This is a genomic window from Shewanella sp. KCT (assembly GCF_007636505.1).
Lineage (GTDB): Bacteria > Pseudomonadota > Gammaproteobacteria > Enterobacterales > Shewanellaceae > Shewanella > Shewanella halotolerans.
Genome location: NZ_LVDJ01000015.1, coordinates 63120 through 85509 on the forward strand (window position 1 = coordinate 63120; position 22390 = coordinate 85509).

Below are 22390 nucleotides of genomic sequence, written 5' to 3' on the forward strand. Positions count from 1 at the left end.
TCCCTGGGAGGCATTTTGCAAAGCAGCTGACGTAGTGTTCGCATTTTGCCTTGTGTCTTCATTTTCAATTTTTCAATTAAGTGCCTAGATCGGCTGGCTAGCCGTCGCAGGCGTGGCCGCCTCTGTCTGGGAGCCGATTTGATCGTCCTTGGCGGCCTGTTTGTGGGCCAGCCCTACCAAGATGAGGCCGGGCCAGAAGAGGTAGGCCAAGATCTCCAGGTTCTCGCCGAAGGTATAGAGGAGCAACATGCTAAGAAACGCCAGGGCGGTGGCGCACAGGGTACAGTTAAAGGCGGGTCTGAGCAGGCTTAAGATGCCGATACCCAGGGGCAGGGCCAGGGCGATAGCGCCGACTATACCTTTGACAAACAGCAGACCATACCAGGTGTGGTGGGAGCCGATGGGCATATATTCCACCAGATGAGGGCCGCGCTCGACTATGCCATGGCCCCAGAGCACAGCCTCATTGGCCCAGCGCTCCAGGGCGATGTTAGCAAGCTCCTGACGCACCCGGGTGGAGCCCGCCCTGGCGGCCTTTACCGCATGAATCGTATTGTCGATGGATTCGATAACCTGTGTGCCCACCATGCCGCCCAGCAGAGTGACTGGGCTGGCGAGCAGGTAGAGCCAGGGGGAGCGATGCCAGCGGATGAGGGCGAAGAAGCCCAGGATAAACAGATAACAGATGATGGCGAGGCGCGACTGGGAGATGAGGAGCATCATCAGGCCGCCGCCCAGGCCATAACGGCGAAACTTAGGGGTTAACTCCTGTAAGGCCCCCAGGCTGACCAGGTTGCCCATCAGCCCGAGCGCCGGCGCCCAAGGGGTGAACAGGCGCCAGCGCGGGGTGCCGCTACCCGGGTCTATCTCGTAGAGGCTGACGCTGAAGAACTCGGGCCCTGGGCCGCCCACTATGCTCAGGGGCGACACGTATAGGGTGCTGGGGAGTTTTATCAGCCAGGCGATCACAAACAGCGGTAGCAGCATTAGGGTGTGTTTGCCTACCACACAGAGGGCGCGATAGATAATACTGGGGCGAATATCGAGTGCTCCCAACAGGGGGAAGATGGCGATCAGCGCCCAGCCCTTGGCCCAGCCGATGGAAGATTTTATCAGCTTAGGGATCCCCAGGGCCTGCTCCAGATGGCCGATGATCAGCACCAGCAACATGACGAACATCCCCAGCAGCCAAGCCTTCTGCGCCATGGAGATGCGATAGTGGGCGCCATCGAAGGTGTAACGTTTGAGCATGCGCAGCAGCAAGACCCAGCCGATCACGGGAGCGACCAGATACATGGCGCCCAGCAGCCAGAAGCCATAGGTCCAGGTGATCGCCTTGTAGACTAACTTTTCGTCACTATTCGCTGCATGATAGGTTTGCGTATCCATAATGCCGCCAGGCCTCCGATTGCCATGAGAGAGCTGAGGGCGCCGCCGATCAGCGCCAGGAGTTTGTGCATGGGATCTTGTTTGAGGGGTAGGCTGGGGGCCGCCAGCAGCTGCACCAAGGGATAAGCCGAGTAGATGTCGGCCTTACCCACATCCATCTTGGCCAGCGCAGAGGTAAACACCGCCGTGGCGAGCTGATGTTCCCGGTGGAGATCCTCGAGCTTAGCCGCATCGTCGTTGCTGTGGGCCAGGCGATCGTTCCAGTTGGCGATCTGCTCATCTAAGGTGGCGATCTCCTGGGTCAGCCCCTGCACCTCGGTGGAGAGGTTGAGTAGCTGCTGCATCAGCTGCGCCCGGCTGTCGAGATCGTCGGCGGACAGCTTGAGCATCAGCTCATCGTCGCGGTAGCCAAGCAGGTGCTGGCAGCGACGCTGTAGCGAGGCAAACAGTGTCTGTTGCTGGTGGCGCTGGGTGACCACCTGAGGGTGCTTGTTGCCGTATTGACCGCCGAATTTGGCCAGCATAGTAGTGGCGTCGGTGTAGAGCACAAGTAACTGCTGAAACAGCTGGTCATTCTTGAGCTTGAGCAAGTCAGCCGCCTGCTCCGGCGAGAGCGCCAGATGGGCCTGTAATTGACCGCGACTGGCGAGCATCCCCTGCTGCTTGGCGACCATGGTCACTCGCTTGTGGCGCAGCCGCTCTATGGTCAGCGCCAGCTCCTTAAATTGATCCAGCGACACCAGGCCTATCTCTGACTGAAAGGCGAGGATCTTCTGCTGGCTCAGGCTCACCTTTTGGGCAAAGCCCTCGATCCCCAGCTTGATGCCGTTCTCTCGCTGGCTGATCTCATCTTCCCGCAGGGTCTCGAGCAGGCGCTGCAGCGCATGGTAGTGGGCCCAGGCCTTCTGCTGGGCGCTATTGGCGTCGCGGCTGACCAGACTAAACTCCATCAACCCGGTCTGATTGGGCAGCTTAAGCTTAGGTTTGCCCAGCTCGCCGGGAGCTAGGCTCAGGCTGCTGGCTGCGGCGGCGAGCAGCACCTCGCTGCTGGCCAGCGCCTTGTAGTTTTCCCTGGGATCTATGGCGCTGCTGAGATAGGGGGAGCTGGATGAGCTGCTGGCGTGGCCTATGCTGTCCAGGCTCACCTGAGCCCCGGCGCCGGCGCCGGGGAGGATCAGGGTCCACTTGCTCACGTAACGCGGCGGCGCCAACAGCAGAAACAGCCCCACCAGACCCCAGATCAGCGCCAGTGCGCCCAGGGCCGTCTTGATGTAGACCCAGCGACGTCGGTTGAGGGGCATCTTGCTGCCCGTCACCAGGAAGTGCTTAAGTTTGGCAAGGCTGGAAGGGGCGGCTGGCTTGGTCATCATGGTCATCCTTTACCGGTTAAAGCAGGCCTAACAGGCTGACGGGTACCAAGAGATCCGTCAGGGTGCGGGCGACCTCGCGAAGATTGGTGACGCGGGAGTCGTAGCAGGCCAGGCCGTCACCCGGCAGCAACACGGGATTGATCTCGGGTTGATAGGAGTGGCTGATGAGGCTGCTCAGAGAGCGCTCCACCACATCTATCTGCTCGCTCATGGGATTCTTGGTGATCAGTATCACGTGGCGTGAGGCATTGGTGCTCTGGGCGCCGCCCATGCAGTTGGCGGCGATGGCACCGCTCAGCAGCCGGGTGCCATAGGGAAAGCGGGTCGCCTCGGTATCCACCGCCGACTGAGAGTTGCTGCTGGCCGGTTGGGTCAGGTTAGAGATAAACACCCGGATCCCCGGAATGGTGATCTGCGACGGGCGCGCCAGGCTGTCGTCGAAATAGTGGGTCTCAGGCACATAAATATGGTCCCCGGACATCAAGATGAGGTTGTCGACCTCCTTGCCGCTGAGGATGCCGCTAAGATCCAGCCGATACTGTTTGCCCTGACGGGTGAGCACCACCTGGCGTATGTCGGCGTCGGGGCGCACGCCGCCAGAGGAGCGCAGCGCCTTGGTCAGGCTGCGACCTTGGGCGTTATCGCCATGAAAGTTGGCGTGCTGCTCGGCGATATCCACCTCGCTGTGGCGATTGATCTTGTGTTGCCCAGGTTCATAGACGGCGCCTGAGACGCGAATATTAATCGCCCCCCACTGCAGTGGCATTATGCTGATCCGCACCGTGCCGGCCAGCATGAGTTGCTCCTTTATCAGCTCGTCGCTGAGCGCCTGTTTCAGCTCAGGGATGGCGACGCCTTCCGCCCGTATGGCGTTGAGGTAGGGCAGATAGATGTAGCCGTCGGCATTGACCTCCACATCGCCGCTAAACTCCTCGCCGTTGAGGATCTGGATCTTGAGACGATCTCCGGCCGACAGCTTGGGAGCGCTTAGACTATCTAAGGAATAGAATTGGGGCTCGCCGCCTGCGGCTACCAGATCTCCGCGGGTGTCTTGATTTGGGCTGCTTTGCTCTGCCTGCTCACTATAGCGACGGCTGTAGGGCACCATGTCATCATAGTAGTGGCAGTCCTGGGGCTTGCTATCAAGCTGGCGCTGACACAAGGCCTGCTGTTTGGGCTGGGCCGGGGTGACGCAGCCGCCGAGCGAGGCGAGCGTTAGCAAGAAAAAAAGCGAATAGGCATGGCCTCTTAATGAAAAGCCGCTTTGCTGCTCACTCGCTTGCTTACTCGCTTGCTTTTTTGGCCGATAGGCGCCGAACTGAAATGACAACATGGCGTGTCTCCCTAAGAGGCCTTGGCCGCGGCAGGTGAGCAGATATATTCGCAGGCCGCCTCGCGGTTTTCGAACAGGGTAAAGATCTGGTGCAGCCGGGTCAGCTCGATCAGGGCGCGTACCCCTGGCGTTGGGGAGAGCAGCACCACATCACCGCCCAGCTGCTTGGCCTTCTTCAGCACAGAGATCAGGATAGAGAGGCCGCTGGAGTCGATATACTCCACCTGACTCAGATCCATGACCAGCCTGTGGCTGCCACTCTCCAGCTGGCGGATGATGGCCATGCGCAGGGTGGCGGTTTGGGACATGATCACCTGACTCGGCAACACCACCATGGCGGCGTTGTGATGGGCTAAGGGGATAAATTTCATAGTCGACTCCTTGGCGATGCCATCTTAGTGGATAGGGTCACTCACCGTTTCGGTGGTGGACGACTAAGACATTGCACAAGCTAGGCCAAGTTTTAAAAGTCTTTAATTACATTATGTTAGCCTTATTTTGGCTCTTGTTATACCGACGGTCAGCGTAGGCTTTGGAATTGTGCATTGCAATTTGCATCGCTCCTGCGTGCTTTTGCATTGGCGAGCTTGGGCGATATTGGAGTGAGATTGGAGTGAGATTGTGCCGAGATTGGGGTGAGCTAAAGGCAAAGTATCGCTTAGGAATGCTGCAGAGGAGTGGGCTAGAGACTAGCGGGAGGTGAAGGGTGAGGTTAGGGGTAAGCCGAGCGGGTTTAAAGAAAGAGGGAGTTGACCTAGTTTAGGCGCGCGTTTATTCGCGCGCCTAAACCATGATCTAAAGTCAGCGGCGCAGCAGGCTGAGACGCAGGTGACTGCCCTGCACCGAAGGTTGAAACCTCACCTGATCCATCCAGCTGTTCATTATCCACAGGCCGCGGCCGGAGCCTGCCATGGGCTGGGGGCAGTTTGGCTCGCCGCTCGTCTGATGGGGCCGGCGCCTGTCCAGCAGATCTACGGTGATCTTGTCGTGGTCGCAGTGCAGGATCAACGTGATGTCACTCAGCTCGCTGCTGGCGTGTTTGATGCTGTTGCCAAGCGCCTCCAGGATGCAGGTGACCACCTTGAAGCGTTCCTGCTTGAGGACGCTGTTTTGCAACATGAATTGTTCCAGTTCCAGGCAGAGCAGATCTTGCTGCCAGGCCTTGTCGGTCAGGGTGAATGTTAGGCTGTTCATGCGCTTTTCCTCCCTTGGGTGTATAACGCTGCTGGCGCCGCGGCGCGGCGATGAAAGGTGAGTAGCAGCAGTGAGGTATCGTCCTGGGGACTCGATTGCTGCCACAGCTTGGCCTTATGGGTGAGATGCCTGATCAACGACTCGGCGCTCAGGCCGCTCGCCCGATGACAGAGCCGCTTTAGCCTGGCCTGACCAAACTCGCCAAACTTGGGGTGACGACTCTCAAAGAGACCGTCGGAGTAGAGCAGCAGTCGCTGATCCGGTCTCAGGTAATAGCGGCTGCTGCGATACTGGAAGTTTCTGTCTATGCCTATAGGGAGCTGAGGCTCGGCGTCGAGCGTGTCGCTGCCTCGATTGTCCAGCAGTAGCGGCGCGGGATGGCCTGCATTGGTCAGATCTAGCTCGCCACTCTGGCAGTTGACTATGCCTAAGATAAGTGTGGCGAAACGCCCGCACTGCTGGGGATCATCAAATAACTGGTTGAGCCGGGTGACGAGCCTGGCGCTGTCCAGGGCCTCCCAGTCGGCGCGCTGGCGAGACAGCTGCTGCGCCAGGGTGAAACCCTGCATGGAGGCGGCGATGCCATGGCCAGCCACATCCAAGAGATAGAACCCCAGATGGCTTTCATCTATGGCGAAACATTGAAAGATATCGCCGGCCAGGCTGGTGGCGGGTTGAAAGTGAGAGCTTATCTGCCAAAGGTTGAGGTGTTGATCCTGCGGCGGCAAGAGCGCCCGTTGCAGCTGCGCCGCGCTGGTGAGATCTTCCTTGAGTTGCCCAAGGTATCTCTCCTGGGTCTGCATCGATCTGTGTAGCTTATGATTCTGCACCGCCAGGCTGCGCTGCAGACTCACCAGACGCTTGGCCGCCAGCAGGCGCACCTTGAGTACCGAGGCCTGAAAGGGTTTGGCGATAAAGTCATCGGCGCCGGCTTCAATCCCCTGGATCATATGCTCGGTCCGGTTCTTGCCCGTGAGCAGTATGATAAACGGCGGTTGACTTAGCCCTTTGACTCTTTGGCACAGGGTAATGCCGCTCATGCCCGGCATGCGCCAGTCACTGATCATGATATCCACGCTTGTCTGTTGCAGCTTTACCAATGCCTGCTGCGCGTTATCACAGCTGGACACCTCAAAGCCGAGCTGGCGCACCAGACTCACTATCATCAGGCGCTCACAGCTGCTGTCTTCGACGACCAGTACCGATAGGGCGGCGGGCTGGCTTGGCTGTTTCATGGTGGCAACTCCTAGCCCTTGGGCAGTAAACATAGTGAAGTGGAGATAGTGCTTAGTGCATGACTAACAACTTCTGTGCCACCGCGCCTTGGTTTCATCTATTCATCTACTTATTTTTCAATCTATTCAATGTAATAGCGACTCTTTGCCTGAGGTTGGCAACTAAATCATGACGGGGTTTACACCATTGGCTAAATTGCAAAATGCGAGGCTTGCATTCATAGTGAGACCTAAGGTGTTGATCTTCATCGGACAGCAGGGAGGCGCGGCGCACTTGGGTAGAGGTCACTTACTGAAGAGGGCAAGGGCTCAAAGGGACAGAGGCAAAAAGCTTTGGCATAGCGATTGCTGAGCAGAGGTTATCCCTCTCCTCGACAGTGATTGGTGTAAAGGAAATAAGATGAACATTCTGCCTCGTTTCATAAGCCTATGTTTAACCCTTATCCTGCTGAGTCCCGCGCTGGCAAAGGATTTGGAGGTCAAGCCGACCCTTATCTTCGGCGTCGTGCCCCAGCAAGCCTCGGCCAAGTTGGCCCAAAGCTGGTCGCCACTGCTGGCGCTGCTGTCGCAAAATGCAAATATCAGAGTGCAATTTGCAACCGCGCCGGATATTCCCACCTTCGAAGCCAGACTCGCCGCCGGGGAGTATGACATCGCCTACATGAACCCCTATCACTATGCGGTGTTTAGCAGCGCGGATCACTATAAGGCGTTGGCGCGCGAGCGTGACAAGCAGCTGCAGGGGATCATAGTAGTGAGAAAAGATGCGCCCTACACCGAAATCACCCAGCTCGATGGTAAGACCCTGGCCTTTCCCGCGCCGGCGGCTTTCGCGGCCAGCGTGCTGCCCAGAGCTAATCTGAGTCGTCTCGGGCTGAGCAACGAGATCCGCTACATAGGCTCCCATGACTCTGTCTATCTGGCGGTGGCCAGAGGCCTGGCCGATGCCGGTGGAGGGGTGCAGCGCACCTTCGCTAACATGACGCCCAAGACCCGCGAGCAGCTCAGGGTGCTGTGGCGCACCCCAGGCTATACGCCCCATGCGATTGCCACCCATGTGCGACTCGACGAAGCCTTGAGACAGCGCCTATTAGCGGTGCTCGTCTCCCTGCCGGGCACCCAGGCGGGGCAGGCGGCACTGGACGCCATAGGTTTTCGACCGCTCGTCGAGGCCAGTGACAGCGACTGGGACGATGTGCGGGCGCTGCAACTGGGTGAGCTGTCCCAGCCGCTGAAATCAACTGAGGGAGGCGCGCCATGATCTCATTTCGCCTCAAGACGGTACTGGGGATCGCGCTTATTGAGGGCGTGTTGTTGCTGGTGCTCGTCTACACCAGTATCGATTATCTCAAGAGCTCGAATGAGGCGGAGATCCAGCGCCGCGCCAGCTCCATCATCAGCCTGTTTGCCGCGGCGACCAAGGATGCGGTGATCAGCACAGATCTGTCGACCCTGGAGGAGCTGAGCCAAGAGCTGCTGAGTAAAGATCATGTGCGTTATGTGCGCGTCTATGATCAACAGAATCTGCTTATCGACGAGCGCGCCGCCGGGGTCAGCGAAGCCGACTATCCACATCTGTTGCCAATAAGTCAGCCTATCGAGGTGGCGGGATTCGCTTTCGGTCGGGTGGAAGTTGGCCTGGATACCACAGATTATGAACTGCTGGTCTCCAGCGCGACCCGGCAGTTTCTCTCCATCGCCGGGCTGGAGATGCTCTTGGTGGCGCTGTTTTCATGGCTTCTTGGGATCTATCTGACCCGTAATCTGGACTCGTTAAAGCTGGCCTCGGAGCGGATCCTGGGCGGCGAGACGGGGGTGCAGGTGCTGGTGAACAGTGACGATGAGCTGGGGCAGACGGCGAAGGCCTTCAACCGCATGCTAGACAAGGTAGAGAGCAATCGCCAGGCGCTGGAGCAGGCCAATACCCAGCTGTCGACCATCTTAGAATCGGCGGTCGATGGCTTCATCATCTTCAACGTCGAGGGGGAGATAGTCGAGGTGAATCCGGCCATCGTCTCACTGTTTGGCTATGAGACGCAGGCGCTGATAGGTCAGCCGATCGCCAACCTAGTGCCGCTTAATTATCGCGAGCAATACCACCAACAGTTGATGCAGTTTATCGCCTCTAACCGTAGTCGGTTGAGCCATAAGCAGCGTGAGCTGCTGGCGCTTAGGGCCAACGGCGAGCGCTTTCCCGTGGACATGGCGATCTCCAAGATGATCATCAACAACCAGACCATGTTACTGGGCTTGGTGAAAGATCTCACTGAGATCAAGCGTAAAGAGGCGCGAATCCGCCGCAGCGAGGCTATCTTGCTGGCAACCCTGGAGGCCAGCCCGGATGCGCTGATCACCATAGATATCGCCGGCAATATCCAGGCCTTTAACGATGCCGCCAGTAGCCTGTTTGGTTACAGCCGTAAGCAGGCTATCGGCGCTCAAATGGCCGACCTCTTGTTTGTCGACAGCCAGCATGAGCGCTTTAGCAACTGCCTGCAAACCTTCCGCCAGACGGGGGCTGGGCCTGGCATTAAATCTAACATTACCCTGCATGCCCGCAAGCAAGATGGCGAGGCGCTGCCGGTAGAGCTCAAGCTAGTACCTGTGCAGATGGGCGATGAGATCTTGCTCACCGCCTTCTTGCACGATATCTCAAGGCGTCTGGCCTATGAGCGCGAGCTTCAGAGCGCTAAGGAGCAGGCCGAGGCGGGCAGTCAGGCCAAGTCGCGCTTCCTGGCGACCATGAGCCATGAGATCCGCTCGCCACTCAACGCCGTGCTGGGCAGTGTCGATCTTATCTTAGGCTCGAGCTTGGATGAGGAGCAGCGCCTCTATGCCCAGACCGCTAAGGAGGCGGGCACGGCGCTGCTCTCTACCATCAACGATATCTTGGACTTTTCTAAGATTGAGGCGGGGGAGATAGGCGTCGAGCTGGAGACCTTCTCGGTGCAGAAGCTGCTGGAGCAGGTGATCAATATCTTGCAGCCCAAGGCGCGGGAGAAGGGGATAGCCTTCGCCTGTTTTATCAATCGCAATGTGCCTGATGAGGTGGAAGGGGATCTGCAGCATCTCAGGCAGGTGCTGCAAAACCTGGTGGATAACGCCATCAAGTTTTCCCATCGCGGTTACATCACCCTGGAGGCCTGGGTGCCCGATGCTGCCCAGAGCGACGCCTCGCTCTGCTTTAGTGTGGCCGATCAGGGAATTGGGATCAGCCAGTCGGCGCAGCGCAAGCTGTTTAAGGAGTTTAGTCAGGTACATGACCAGCGCAATACTCAATATGGCGGCACAGGTCTGGGGCTGGCGATATCCGCCCAACTGGTGCGTCTCATGGGGGGCGAGCTCACCCTGGAGAGCCTGCCGGAGCAGGGTAGCTGCTTCAAGTTCGATGTCAGAGTGAAACTGACCAGTCAAGGAGCCGCAATGCCCCGCCATCTGCCCGCCCATGCCAGAATCTTGCTGTTGCATCCAGATAGCCATTTCCACAGAGTGCTGAGCAAGCAGTACAGCCAATACGGGGTAAGTTGCGTCTGTGTGGATTCGCCTGAGCAGCTGTTTCAGCCCCATCTGGTCAAGGGGCGGTTTAATCTGATCCTGCTCGATGAGTCCTGCCTACATAGTTTGAGCCAAGCTGATTGTCAGCGGCTATCTCAAGGATACCTGACCGAGCAGGGTCGCCTGCTAGCCCTGATGGATAGCCTGGTGGCATCTATCGACAGCCTGCTGAGTGAATTAAGACCGAATCTCACCGAGCTCGGCATAAGCGGCCATGTGACTAAACCGCTTTTGCGCCAGCAGATGCTGCAACTATTGCAAGATGGCGCGGCGCCAGTACAAGATGCGACTCATCAGAGTGAGCAGCTCACCGCCTCGAGTCAGAACCAACTGCCTATCTTGATGGCCGAAGACAGCAAGTCGAATCAGCTTATCGGCGGCGCCATGCTGACCAAGGCGGGTTACCGGGTGGAGTTTGCCAACAATGGGCTCGAGGCGGTGGAGTGCATTGCCAAGCATGACTATGGGCTGGTGCTCATGGATATGCGCATGCCGGAGATGGATGGGCTTGAGGCCACCCGGCGCATACTGGCGAGCCATCCGCACACTATCATATTGGCGATGACCGCCAATGTGCAGAAAGAGGATATCGAGGACTGCTTCGACGCCGGCATGCAAGACTTCATCGCCAAGCCGGTGAACCGGGCCGAGCTGCTCCAAAAGGTTGCCTATTGGCTCGCTAAGGCGGACCTTCAGGTGCCTGAAGATTCGACTGAGCTGGATAACCATCGAGAGCCAGAAAATGAGAGATATGGTGAGAGGCATAAAGACAGCAGTGACCGGCGTCTCGAGACTCAGGCGGTTATTTCGCTAGCGGACCAGGACAGGCTGCTGGATAGTCAGGTGATATCTGAACTGACGCAGACCTTAGGTCAGGCCTCGCTGGATAACATGTATGGCATCTATCTCAAAGAGACTGAGTCGCGCCTTAGCTGTTTGCGCGATTTGTCCTTAGATGCGTTAGATAAGTTAGATGAAGAGAGTTTCGAGCAGCTGGAGACCCAGGCCCATACCCTCAAGAGTAGCTCGGGAAGCTTCGGCGCCGGCGCGCTGGCCGAGGTCGCCAAGGCGCTGGAGCTGGCGGCGCAGCGGCGCGATCGGGCACAGGTCGAAACTTTGCTAATTGAGCTCTTTACTGTGGCCGAGCTGACGATGGCGGCCATAGCGGCTAAGATAACCCATAATCAAGATGAGGCGGTGCGGCGCGTTGCCGATGCCTGAGTTCAAAGGAGTGCATATGGAAATGAAGGAGACATTTACCGCCTTACTGGTGGAGGACAGCCTGTCTCTTGGCGCCCTGTATACCGAGTATCTGCGCGGCGAGGGCGCCCTGGTGACTCAGGTTAACTATGGCGAGGATGCCCTGAGGGAGCTGGCGCAGTGGCAGCCGGACATCTTGGTGCTGGATATCAAGCTACCCGACATGTCGGGAATGGATATCTTGACCCAGGCGCAGGCCCAGCACCCCGATACTGTGGTGATCATGATCACCGCCCATGGCAGTATCGACATCGCCGTGGATGCCATGCGCGCCGGCGCCTTCGACTTTTTGGTGAAACCCTTCGATGCCAAGCGGCTCAGCATTACCCTGCGCAACGCCAGAAAACAGCGCCAGCTGGTGAGCCTGGTCAGCAAGTATGAAAACAGCCTGCCTAAGTCTAATTACATGGGCTTTATCGGCGAATCCCTGGCGATGCAGACTGTGTATAAGACCATAGACTGTGTGGCCAACAGTAAGGCCTCAGTGTTTATCGTCGGCGAGAGCGGCACCGGCAAGGAGGTGTGCGCCCAAGCGGTGCACCATGCCGGCACGCGCCGTGACGGTCCCTTCATCGCGCTGAATTGCGCCTCTATACCGAAAGATCTGATAGAGAGTGAGATCTTCGGTCACACCAAGGGGGCCTTTACCGGCGCCCATGCCAGCCGTGAAGGCGCCGCCAGCCGCGCCCATGGCGGCACCCTGTTTCTCGACGAGCTCTGTGAGATGGACCTTGAGTTGCAAAGCAAGCTGTTGCGATTCATTCAGACGGGTGTGTTTCACCGGGTCGGCAGCGCCAAGGAGGAGCAGGTGGATGTGCGTTTCGTCAGCGCCACCAACCGCGATCCCTGGGAGGAGGTGAAGGCGGGGCGTTTTCGCGAAGATCTCTTCTATCGCCTGCATGTGATCCCCATAGAGCTGCCGCCACTGAGGGCCAGGGGCAAAGATATTCTATTACTGGCAAACAAGTTGCTGGCCGAGTACTCGGCCGAGGAGGGCAAGGTGTTTACCGAGCTGAGCGATGAGGTGCGCCAGCTGCTGCTGAGCTACCCTTGGCCCGGTAATGTGCGTCAACTGCAGAATGTTATTCGTCAGGTGGTGGTGCTTAACGAGGGGCCGAGTGTCACCAAGGAGATGCTGCCGATGCAGATCGTCTCGGCTGCCGCCGCGCCAGCAGAGGCTAGCCAGGGCAGAGTGTCTGGCGCAGCTAGCACTATTGGTCAGGAAGCTATTGCCCATGAAACTCTCCCCCAGGAAACTCTCGCAGCAAGCGAGGGGGCTGACAAGGCGTTAGTCACGGGCAATGATGAGATAGTGCCTCTGTGGATCGCCGAGAAGCAGACCATAGAGGCGGCCATTGCCCGCTGTGACGGTAACGTCCCCAAGGCCGCGGCGCTGCTGGATATCAGCGCCTCGACCATCTATCGCAAGCGTCAGAGTTGGGAGGAGATGGAGCGCGAAAGCTTAAACGCCTAGCCTGGGATTCTTGGCACACTTTGGCAAGCTTAGCCTAGAAGCGCCTTTCCCACAGGGCATACAGGCTGGTGTCCCAGTCGTGACCGCCGCTATGGACAAACTGGCGATAGCTGAGGGTGCCGCCGAGTTTTAGGGTGCCCTCAAACCAAGGTCTGTGGTAGCTGGTATCGAACTGATAGACCCGCTCGTACTCGCCAGGAGAGACAGGGTTACCACCTGCGTTATTGCCGGTATCTATACCGTCTGTGTTGAGCCTGAGCCAGCGCAGCTTGTTGGTGATGCTGTGGCCATCGCCCAGCTGAGTGATGCCACCAAGGACTAAGGTCTCGGAGTCGTTATCATAGGTGCTGCCCAGGCTCCTGCCGTAGTAGCGGTAGCCACTCTGGTAAAAGCCATGTTCATACAGACAGTTATAGGCGTTTGGGTCGATGCCACAGGCCACTTTGGTATCGGCATACTCGATGAAGACCCGGGTGCTAAGTGCATCTAGCATAAAGTCTACCCCGCCCAAGTTGGCGGCATTGATCAGCTTGTTTTTGCCGTGGTGGTAGTCTTCGTGGATCCGTTCGAAATAGATGCCATAGGGGACGCCGAAGGCGGTGTCGGACCAGCGAAAGTCATAACCCGCGAGCATATTTTCCTGACCGTTGGTGACATCCCCCTCAGACTGGCCGCCATTGAACAGGCCATCCCACCAATCACTCAGGCTGTTGCCATAGCCTTCGCCGCCCCACTGCATGGTCCAGGAGAAGCCGACCTCTAGTTTCGAGATAGGTCTGAGGGTGCCGCGGGCGCCCCAATGTCTGGCATCGGGCACATAGCGATCGCTCTCCATCTGGCTGAAGCTGGTGGTAAAGGTCCAAGGGCCGATCCAGTTGAGCCAAGGTGATTCAAATGCCGCGCTGTTGTTGCGGCTCAGTGTCACGCCTGGCATGGGGCGGGCATTGGTGGTCTGGATTAGGCCGGTATCCCATCCTGGTCCCCAATATTTTTGCTGGGCGCCGGCGCTGAGGATCCAATTGCCCAGGCTCAGGGCGGCGAAGCTGTTGTCCAGCCGGCTGCTGTTGCCATCTATCGGGTCTTGATGATAGCTGGCCGAGAGGCGGCCGCTAAACCACTCCTTGGTGACCTCGACGTCCAGCTTGGCCTCGGCCTTGTCTCTATAGTCATGGCCAAAGCCCAAGAAGCGCGCCCTGTCGGTGGCCGCGCCCAGGCCGATGCGGGTATTCACATCTCTATGGTCTCTGGCATAGGCGCTCATCACCCTGTCGTAGGCCGCGGCCTGAGCCGTAGAAAGCTCGGACAGTTCAGTAGTATCGAGATCTTGCTTGAGCCCGGCCCACATCAGCGGATAGGTGGTGACTGGCTGCTTGATTATCCCTGTATCGGCGAGCAATTGAATGTCGGCTCGCAGCGGCAGGTCGGTCGGTTCTATCCACCAGGCGGCAAACGCCGAATGGCTGCTTAAAAGTAGGAGGGGAACGGCTAGGTATCGTTTCATCGGCTCATCTTTTCGATCTGAATTTTTGCGCGAATATGATAATTAATTGGCTAATTAACAAGGGAAATATTGATAATTGCCGGATTAGTCACCAGGCTTTGTAGCTTTGTGTTGCCTGGGTGATTTCTAGGTGAATTAAGCGTGGGATTTCGGTGGTGATTTTGTACTGGCGATAGAGGTGAAAGGTTAACAGCTTGTGGGTCGTTCATCGGTTGGCTGCAAGCCTGACAAGGTGCTGAATACGAATGCAAGGCGCGGCGAAAGGCTTTTCACTGCCCCGCGCCTAGCTTAGTATCTTTTACGCAAAGTATGATCAAATTGTTATTAAATTCTTAGCCGTGGAGATGGCATACTAAGGCAATCTAGGACGAAGAGAATTTATATTGTGAGTCATACATTTAAGCAAGAATGGTTAGATGAGTTGGTCGAGATCGCTAAGAAGGCGGGCGAGGCCATTATGCAGGTCTATGGCAGCGACCAGATGGATATTCAGGCCAAGGCCGATGATAGTCCGGTGACCGCAGCCGATCTGGCCAGCCACAAGGTGATCGTCGAGGCGCTTGCACGCTTGACCCCAGACATTCCCGTGATGTCTGAAGAAGCCGCCGACATTCCCTGGGAGACGCGTAAGCAGTGGCAGCAGTATTGGCTTATCGATCCACTGGATGGCACCAAAGAGTTTATTAAGCGTAACGGTGAGTTCACCGTTAACATCGCGTTTATCGACAAGGGCCACGCCCAGGCTGGGGTCGTCTATGCGCCCGTGCTGGATAAATGTTATTACGGCGCCAAGCATTATGGCGCCTGGTTGGCCAGCGCCGATGGGGTGACAGATTTGAACCAGCTGGCGGTTGTGGCGCCGAATGTGCCAAGGATTGTCGGCAGCCGCTCTCATGTGAGTCCTGGGCTTGCGGCCTATCTCGAGGAGATAGGCGAGCATGAGATGACCAGTATCGGCAGCTCGCTGAAGTTTTGTCTGCTGGCCGAAGGCAAGGCGGATATCTATCCCCGCCTGGGCCTGACCAGTGAGTGGGACACGGCGGCGGCGCAGGCTGTGTTGGAGAGCGTTGGCGGTCTTGTGGTAAATGCCGACAACGGCAAGCCGCTGGATTACAACCAGAAAGAAGATATTTTGAATCCCTACTTTATCGCCACCGCAAAGCATTGGCGCGATAAGTAAGAAAAAGAAAATAAGATTGGAGCAGAGTATGATGAGAATGGGTGTAGACCTAGGGGGCACTAAGATTGAGCTGGTGGCCCTGAGTGAGGCCGGTAAGGAACTGTTTAGAAAACGGATCCCCACGCCGCGTGAATACAAAGCCACCCTGGATGCCATCGAGGCACTCGTCAATGAAGCAGAGTCCACTCTGGGCCAAAAAGGCACAGTGGGTGTCGGTATTCCCGGGGTGATCTCTCCTTTCTCTGGTCTGGTGAAGAACGCCAACTCGACCTGGATCAATGGCCATCCGTTAGACTTGGACTTAGGTGCGCGTTTGGATCGTGAGGTGCGGGTGGCCAACGATGCCAACTGTTTCGCCGTGTCCGAGGCGGTAGATGGCGCTGCGGCCGGTAAGGGGCTGGTGTTTGGGGTGATCATAGGCACGGGCTGCGGCGGTGGTATCGCTATCAATGGCAAGGTCCACGGCGGTGGCAACGGCATCGGCGGCGAGTGGGGCCATAACCCGCTGCCCTGGATGACCCCTGACGAGTTCAACTCTACCGAGTGTTTTTGCGGCAACAAAGACTGCATCGAAACCTTTATCTCTGGCACCGGCTTCGTGCGCGACTATAAGGCGGCCGGTGGCGATGCGCCCAGCGGTATCGAGATCGCCCGTCGAATGGAGCAGGGTGAAGCGCTGGCGACCGCGGCGTTTGAGCGCTATATCGACCGTCTGGCCCGCTCGCTGGCCCATATGATCAACATGCTGGATCCCGACATTATCGTGCTGGGTGGCGGCGTATCCAACATAGAGGCCATCTATCCAAGATTGCCCGAGGCACTGTCTAAGTACGTGCTTGGCGGTGAGTGTCGTACTCCTGTGGTGCAGAACATGTATGGCGGCTCATCTGGGGTTCGCGGCGCCGCCTGGCTCTGGTAATGACTTCCTTACATCCCTAGGTTACACTTGCCCCCACTTTTCATTGGGGGCAAAACGTAGGGGCAAGGATAGCCATGTTCTGGGTAAAAAAACTAATTTCACAACTCTTAATGCCGATCCCATTATCGGTATTGTGTCTGTTTATCGCGATTCTGGTCCTTCGGCGACGCAAGTTCGTTAAGGCGCTGATCACACTCTCTTTTACCATCTTATTGCTGGCGAGCAGTCAATGGGGCAGTCATCAGCTGACCGCACCGCTCGAGGGGCAATACTCTGTCAACAACGACCCGATAGAAAACGCCTGTGTGGTAATGGTGCTGGGCAGTGGCCACGATTCTACTATCGCCGATCGCGCCACGCTGCAGCTCTCTGCCACCGCACTGGCCCGTCTTACCGAAGGGGTGAGACAACTTAGCCTAGGGCAGGATTGCCAACTGGTGGTCAGCGGTTGGGGTGGCAGTGACGCTGTGCCCCAGGCGCAGGTGATGGCCAATGCCGCCATGGAGCTCGGTGTGAACCCTGAGCGGATCATTCAGTTTCCCCTGGCCAAAGATACCCTGGAGGAGGCACAATTTCTCAAGTGGGAGATAGGTGATAGCCCCTTCAGGCTGGTGACCTCTGCCACCCATCTGCCACGGGCCATGATGATCTTTCATCAGGCTGGCATGCACCCTCAGGGGGCGCCGGCAGACTTTATCGGCCGGGGCGGCTACTGGTGGCAGCTGGATGCCCGCAACCTGTTGGCCTCCCAGCGTTCGATCCATGAATATCTGGGGCAGACTTGGCTTAAGATTAAATTTGCTTTGGCAGATTAGCGTTTGGAGATTATGGAACAAGAAGCAGTTGTCATTCGCGCGGTGACCAAGCGTAACGCGCGCACCTTTACCCTGGTTGGCGGCATTGCCTTAATCAGTGCCCTGTGCATGTTTATCGCCTCCAGGGCGCTGATGGGGCCAGGCATGGTCTGTTTCATCTTCGGCATGATCTTTACCGTGCTGGGGATAGCCAAGTGGATGCAGCCCGAGGTGAGCATAGAGCTAAGGCCCAGGGGGCTGGTGTATCACCATCACAGGGGCAGTATCTATCTGGAGTGGGACAATATTCAACGGGTCGATATCCCTCGCAGCATTCAGACGTTTGATAGCCATGATCTGCCCTATATCGGGGTCAGGCTGAAATCCCTGTTGCCGCTGATCGACGATATACCTCCCAGGCTGGCGACAGGGCTCTTGAGCGAGCAGCGCCCGCTGCTGATCTCCTCCCTGAATCTGGACGGTGAGCTTGCGGACCTCGAGCATTATCTCAACTCAGAGTTCACTCCCATCACACTAGAAGGCACAGATTTCAGTGGCGTGCAGGCGATGTTTGCCCGGCGCTGCGCTCAGCTCAATACTCAGCTGGGTTACCATGTTTACTTGCCGGAAGATTGTTTAGACAGAGCGCCGAGGGAGTTTCTCGCGCTGCTTAGGGAATATAGAAGTAACCTTAGTCAATAGCAGGTCGTACTAGCCTATTAACAGTTACTGCTGACCATAGACTCATTATTATGAGTACAAGAAATGGGGGCAAGAGATGGGGGCAAGAGATGGGTATGAAAAAGGCCACACAATCATGTGGCCTTATTTGTTAAAGCTGTCCACTTAAATTAGCCCGATAGGGCTCTAGCCAAGCTTACTCAGGTTACCTAGATTAGGCAGATTTAGTGAGTTCTTTAAAGTAATTGTCTAACTGAGACTCTGCCTCAGGTTCGGTATCAGATTTGGTTTCAGGGTTAATCGCTTGGACGTCTGGTTCGCTGGCGAGCAGGGCGACCTCTTCGCGTACGCGCATCCCGATAAACTGACCCCCTTCGAAGATCTCCATCGAGTTACAGGCGATCTCACCCTCGACGCTACCTGTGCTGGTGATGTTTAGTTTTTCACACTTCATCTTGCCCTTAAACGCACCAGAGACCTTAATCTCCTTACACTGCAACTCGCCTTCGATATAGCCATCGACTTCGATCGTCAGCTTACCGGTCGCGCTGATTTTACCGTGCAGTTCGCCGCCGATGAGGGCTTCGCCGGCAAAATGAGTTTCCCCTGATAATTTAGTCCCTTGCGCAATAAAAGTGAGACCTGCTTTGTTATTTTTCTTTCCAAACATAATGATTAACTTTTTGCCCGTTTTGCCCAATATTACCCTTAAACTTTGTGTAACAAAACCACTAATATTTGGCGCTGCCTGTCAGTTTTTTGGCAATGCTTTTCACTACATTAGCTGAGTTTTATCGATTGATTAGGGCAGGGCGCTACGCAGGCGCCGCAGCCGTTACACAGCCCGGTATCGATCACAGGCTTGGGTGCCTGACCTATGCTGGCGGTAAAGCTGATGGCTCTGGGATCGCAGGCATCTTTACAGGTCTGACACCAGATACCGCTGTTGGCCAGACAGCTCTGGTCGATACAGGCCTTGATCTGCCATGGAGTTTCTTCGATGTCGGTAAACAGCGGCTCGGGACACACCTTGGCACAGGCGCCGCAGAAGGTGCATTCATCCTGACTGAAGCTGACCTCGGGAAAGCCACCATCGCCACGGGAGAGGATCTTGGTCTCACAGGCCTCGATACACTTATCGCAGCGGGTGCAGATGTCGGTAAATTCGACATCTGTGCGGCTCCAGGGCGGGCGGATCACCTGGCTCTTGCGGCGGCTGAAGAGGTTGCGGCGGCTTTGGTTGATGCGATTACTCATAGATTCACTTGCTATCAAATGGGGGGCCTGAGCCCCCGTCTGCTTTAGGCCTTGTAGCCGCTCGGGTTAGAGGACTGCCAGTGCCAGCTGCTGTTGGCCATATCTTCTATGGTGTGGGTGGCTTGCCAGTTCAGCTCTGTCTGCGCCTTGTGAGGATCGGCGTAGCAGGCGGCGATATCGCCAGGACGACGCGGCGCGATCTGGTAGGCGATGGTATGGCCACAGGCCTTCTCGAACGCCTTGACCATATCCAGCACGCTATAGCCTTGGCCTGTGCCCAGGTTATAGGTGACTAAGCCTGGCTGGGTGTTGAGTTTCGCAAGTGCCTTCAGGTGGCCCTTTGCCAGATCCACCACATGGATATAGTCGCGCACCCCAGTGCCATCATGAGTGTCGTAGTCGTCTCCGAAGACGCTAAGCTTCTCGCGTTGACCCACGGCAACCTGAGCGATGAAGGGCATCAGGTTATTGGGGATATCGTTGGGATCTTCGCCGATGAGGCCGCTCTCGTGGGCGCCCACTGGATTGAAGTAACGTAGTCTGGCGATGTTCCAGCTTGGGTCCGAGTAGTGCAGATCTTTCAGGATATGCTCGACCATCAGCTTAGACTGGCCGTAGGGGTTGGTGGCGCCGGTTGGGAAGTCTTCGGTAATGGGCAGTGAGGCCGGATCGCCATAGACGGTGGCCGATGAGCTAAACACCAGGTTCTTCACGTTAAATTCGGCCATCACCTCGCACAGCACTAAGGTGCCGGTGACGTTGTTTTCATAGTAGCGCAGCGGCTGGGCCACAGACTCGCCGACCGCCTTGAGACCGGCAAAATGGATCACGGCGTCGATATCATGGTCGGTAAAGACCTTCTGCAGGAAGGCCTTGTTGAGCACGTCGCCCTGATAGAAGGTGACCCCTTTATTGGTGATCTGCTCGACCCGTTTGAGGGCCTCGACGCTTGAGTTACTCAGATTGTCTATGATCACGACCTGTTGATCATCATTAAGTAGCTCAACGACAGTGTGGCTACCTATGTAGCCTGCGCCACCAGTGACTAAAATCGTCATTAATCTTTATCCTGTTGTAAATCTGAAACTAATGTCTTGAGGTAGTCGGCAAAATCCCTGCCCACTTCGTGATGGCGCAGCGCGTATTCCACATTGGCGCGCATATAGCCGAGTTTGTTGCCACAGTCATGACTCTTGCCATGCATATAATAGGCGTTGACGGTTTGGCTGTTCATCAACATGGCGATGGCATCTGTAAGCTGGATCTCATCGCCGGCGCCGGCGGGAGTCTTGCCCAGCAGCTGCCAGATCTGCTTAGGTAGCACGTAACGGCCAACCACGGCCAAGTTAGATGGCGCCTGGCCCACCTTAGGCTTCTCCACCAACTCATTGATGGGTTTGGATTGCCCCACCTCCAGCTGATGGCCGTTCACATCGGCGATACCATACTGGTCGACGCTGCTCTCTGGCACGCCCTCGACCATGATCTGGCCCACTTCGGTTTCATCAAACAGCTTGACCATCTCGGCCAAGTTATCCCGGGTGAGATCGCAACTGGCATCGTCTATGATGACATCCGGCAGCAAAACTGCAAAGGGCTCGTCGCCCACGACCTTTTGGGCACATAAAATGGCGTGGCCCAGCCCCTTAGCCTGGGATTGGCGCACGCTGATCACAGTCACGTCGCTTGGACAGATGGCCTGCACCTCGGCCAGTAGCTGACGTTTTACCCTGCGTTCGAGCTGGGCCTCGAGCTCGAAGCTGGAGTCGAAATGGTTTTCGATGGAGTTCTTACTGGCATGGGTGACCAGGACTATCTCATTGATCCCGGCGGCTATCGCCTCGTTGACCACGTATTGGATCAAGGGTCTATCGACTATGGGCAACATCTCCTTGGGGATCGCCTTGGTTGCCGGAAGCATGCGAGTGCCGAGACCCGCGACGGGAATAACGGCCTTGCGAACTTTGTGCTGTTTCATCCTAATCCTAGTTGGCTGCGCAAAATGCCCTTTTATTCTAATAAAAACGCCCTGAAAAGCCAGGAGATTTAGGCGCTTTGGCCGCTAGGTTCTCGGTATCTGTCGACCTGTTCGGCGTCGGCTTTAGCCTTATCTTAACGCTTGTAAAGGTGCGCTCGATACCAGAACTGGGATTGAGCAGAGTTAGTAAAATGCCTTTACACAAATATTTGTCCCATGGGGTAAGCAGATGAAATTGATGTGAAAGTCGGCATTTGTGTCAAGAGTGTTACATATGAATTATTCGATAAGTCTTTAAATAAAAACGATTTAAGTTTTCATCTTCTGCCTGATGTAAATTTGAGGTTACATCTTGAGCGGCGCTCAAGCCAAATTATAAAGTGTGATCCTGTTAACAAACTCTGGCGTTTAGTCAAATATGGAGGCAGGAGCAGTCATTTGTGTTGTATTTATCATGAGTAAACAAACTACGTATCAGGCCAGACTGCCTGATAACCAAGGGTTCATCCAATACCCTGACAATGAACATGAGATCTGGCAAGCGCTGTACGACAGACAGAAGGGCAATTTGCCCCATTATGCCTGTGATGCCTATCTGAAAGGGCTCGAAGATCTTGCCTTGCCTGCAGATCGCATCCCGCAGCTTGGCGAAATCGATGCTGTGCTGCAACAGGCCACTGGTTGGAAGACGGCTGCCGTACCGGCGCTAATCTCGTTCGAGAAGTTTTTCCAGTTGCTGGCGAACCAGGAGTTTCCGGTTGCCACCTTCATCCGCAGCAAGGAGGAGTTCGACTACCTGCAGGAGCCCGATATCTTCCACGAGATCTTCGGTCACTGCCCGCTGCTGACCAATCCCTCATTTGCCCGTTTCTCTCACGAATACGGTAAGTTGGGTCTGGCCGCCTCCAAAGAGGAGCGTGTCTTTCTCGCCAGACTCTACTGGTTTACCGTGGAGTTTGGTTTGATCCGTCAGGCCAACGGTGAGCTGAAGATCTACGGTGGCGGCATATTAAGCTCGCCAGGTGAGACACTATACGCCATGAGCGATACCCCGGTGGTAAAGCCTTTCGATCTGTTGGATATCTTAAGAACCCCTTATCGAATCGATATCATGCAGCCAATTTATTACGCTATTGATTCAATTGATTATTTAGACGAAATCGTCAAAATGGACATCATGGGTGCCGTGACTAAGGCGCGTCAGTTAGGGCTACATGCCCCCATGTTTGAGCCAAAATCGAAAGCCAGTTAAGCAAGCCAGTTAATAGAG

At 56.3% G+C, this 22390-nt stretch carries 19 protein-coding genes; 8 read left to right on the top strand and 11 right to left on the bottom strand.

Annotation, left to right across the window (positions count from 1 at the left end):
* Positions 1-84: 84 nt before the first annotated feature.
* The 6 genes from AYI87_RS17965 to AYI87_RS17990 all read right to left on the bottom strand — a co-directional run bounded on the left by AYI87_RS17965 (position 85) and on the right by AYI87_RS17990 (position 6521).
* The gene (locus AYI87_RS17965; RefSeq protein ID WP_144204049.1) at positions 85-1389 is read right to left on the bottom strand and encodes an O-antigen ligase family protein; all 1305 of its coding nucleotides are present in this window, start codon (positions 1387-1389) and stop codon (positions 85-87) included.
* Positions 1344-2759: an exopolysaccharide biosynthesis protein gene (locus AYI87_RS17970; protein WP_313955036.1), complete on the bottom strand. Its 1416-nt coding sequence runs from the start codon at positions 2757-2759 to the stop codon at positions 1344-1346. Before AYI87_RS17970 ends, AYI87_RS17965 begins: the two co-directional genes overlap by 46 nt.
* A gap of 16 nt (positions 2760-2775) precedes the next feature.
* Positions 2776-4092 (bottom strand): polysaccharide biosynthesis/export family protein, encoded by a 1317-nt coding sequence (locus AYI87_RS17975; RefSeq protein WP_144204050.1) that lies wholly within the window; start codon positions 4090-4092, stop codon positions 2776-2778.
* Between the two features lie 11 nt (positions 4093-4103).
* Positions 4104-4463 carry an STAS domain-containing protein gene (locus AYI87_RS17980; RefSeq protein WP_144204051.1) on the bottom strand — a complete coding sequence of 120 codons (360 nt, stop codon included), beginning with the start codon at positions 4461-4463 and terminating at the stop codon, positions 4104-4106.
* A gap of 430 nt (positions 4464-4893) precedes the next feature.
* A complete protein-coding gene (locus tag AYI87_RS17985) occupies positions 4894-5286 on the bottom strand; it encodes an ATP-binding protein (protein ID WP_144204052.1) in 393 nt (130 codons plus the stop codon).
* Positions 5283-6521, bottom strand: a complete 1239-nt coding sequence (locus tag AYI87_RS17990; RefSeq protein ID WP_144204053.1) for a PP2C family protein-serine/threonine phosphatase — start codon at positions 6519-6521, stop codon at positions 5283-5285. The genes AYI87_RS17985 and AYI87_RS17990 overlap by 4 nt, the downstream gene beginning before the upstream one ends.
* A 400-nt stretch (positions 6522-6921) precedes the next feature.
* On the opposite strand from AYI87_RS17990, the gene AYI87_RS17995 reads away from it, so the two are divergent.
* From AYI87_RS17995 to AYI87_RS18005, 3 genes are read left to right on the top strand one after another with little or no spacing between them, the layout of a single operon-like run.
* The gene (locus AYI87_RS17995) at positions 6922-7782 is read left to right on the top strand and encodes a phosphate/phosphite/phosphonate ABC transporter substrate-binding protein (RefSeq protein WP_144204054.1); all 861 of its coding nucleotides are present in this window, start codon (positions 6922-6924) and stop codon (positions 7780-7782) included.
* The gene (locus AYI87_RS18000) at positions 7779-11297 is read left to right on the top strand and encodes a PAS domain S-box protein (protein ID WP_260865179.1); all 3519 of its coding nucleotides are present in this window, start codon (positions 7779-7781) and stop codon (positions 11295-11297) included. Before AYI87_RS17995 ends, AYI87_RS18000 begins: the two co-directional genes overlap by 4 nt.
* A gap of 16 nt (positions 11298-11313) precedes the next feature.
* Positions 11314-12810 carry a sigma-54-dependent transcriptional regulator gene (locus AYI87_RS18005; protein WP_144204055.1) on the top strand — a complete coding sequence of 499 codons (1497 nt, stop codon included), beginning with the start codon at positions 11314-11316 and terminating at the stop codon, positions 12808-12810.
* A gap of 34 nt (positions 12811-12844) precedes the next feature.
* On the opposite strand, the gene AYI87_RS18010 is transcribed toward AYI87_RS18005, so the two are convergent.
* Positions 12845-14311: a capsule assembly Wzi family protein gene (locus tag AYI87_RS18010; RefSeq protein WP_144204056.1), complete on the bottom strand. Its 1467-nt coding sequence runs from the start codon at positions 14309-14311 to the stop codon at positions 12845-12847.
* A gap of 385 nt (positions 14312-14696) precedes the next feature.
* On the opposite strand from AYI87_RS18010, the gene cysQ reads away from it, so the two are divergent.
* The 4 genes from cysQ (at position 14697) to AYI87_RS18030 (ending at position 17906) form a co-directional block, all read left to right on the top strand.
* Positions 14697-15491 carry a 3'(2'),5'-bisphosphate nucleotidase CysQ gene (cysQ, locus tag AYI87_RS18015; protein WP_144204057.1) on the top strand — a complete coding sequence of 265 codons (795 nt, stop codon included), beginning with the start codon at positions 14697-14699 and terminating at the stop codon, positions 15489-15491.
* 28 nt (positions 15492-15519) lie between these two features.
* The gene (gene mak / locus AYI87_RS18020; protein WP_144204058.1) at positions 15520-16410 is read left to right on the top strand and encodes a fructokinase; all 891 of its coding nucleotides are present in this window, start codon (positions 15520-15522) and stop codon (positions 16408-16410) included.
* 74 nt (positions 16411-16484) lie between these two features.
* On the top strand, positions 16485-17225 hold the full coding sequence (locus tag AYI87_RS18025) for a YdcF family protein (protein WP_144204059.1): 741 nt from the start codon (positions 16485-16487) through the stop codon (positions 17223-17225).
* A 12-nt stretch (positions 17226-17237) separates the two neighbouring features.
* Positions 17238-17906: a DUF2982 domain-containing protein gene (locus AYI87_RS18030; protein WP_144204060.1), complete on the top strand. Its 669-nt coding sequence runs from the start codon at positions 17238-17240 to the stop codon at positions 17904-17906.
* 193 nt (positions 17907-18099) lie between these two features.
* Here AYI87_RS18030 and AYI87_RS18035 read toward each other — a convergent pair whose 3' ends face one another.
* The 4 genes from AYI87_RS18035 to galU all read right to left on the bottom strand — a co-directional run bounded on the left by AYI87_RS18035 (position 18100) and on the right by galU (position 21120).
* Positions 18100-18555 (bottom strand): polymer-forming cytoskeletal protein, encoded by a 456-nt coding sequence (locus AYI87_RS18035; RefSeq protein WP_144204061.1) that lies wholly within the window; start codon positions 18553-18555, stop codon positions 18100-18102.
* A 110-nt stretch (positions 18556-18665) separates the two neighbouring features.
* Complete coding sequence (napF, locus tag AYI87_RS18040; RefSeq protein ID WP_144204062.1) at positions 18666-19142, bottom strand: ferredoxin-type protein NapF; 477 nt, start codon at positions 19140-19142, stop codon at positions 18666-18668.
* A gap of 44 nt (positions 19143-19186) precedes the next feature.
* Positions 19187-20200 carry a UDP-glucose 4-epimerase GalE gene (gene galE, locus AYI87_RS18045; RefSeq protein WP_144204063.1) on the bottom strand — a complete coding sequence of 338 codons (1014 nt, stop codon included), beginning with the start codon at positions 20198-20200 and terminating at the stop codon, positions 19187-19189.
* Positions 20200-21120, bottom strand: a complete 921-nt coding sequence (galU, locus tag AYI87_RS18050; protein ID WP_144204064.1) for a UTP--glucose-1-phosphate uridylyltransferase GalU — start codon at positions 21118-21120, stop codon at positions 20200-20202. The genes galE and galU overlap by 1 nt, the downstream gene beginning before the upstream one ends.
* 454 nt (positions 21121-21574) lie before the next feature.
* On the opposite strand from galU, the gene phhA reads away from it, so the two are divergent.
* The gene (gene phhA / locus AYI87_RS18055; protein WP_144204065.1) at positions 21575-22372 is read left to right on the top strand and encodes a phenylalanine 4-monooxygenase; all 798 of its coding nucleotides are present in this window, start codon (positions 21575-21577) and stop codon (positions 22370-22372) included.
* Positions 22373-22390 lie beyond the last annotated feature (18 nt).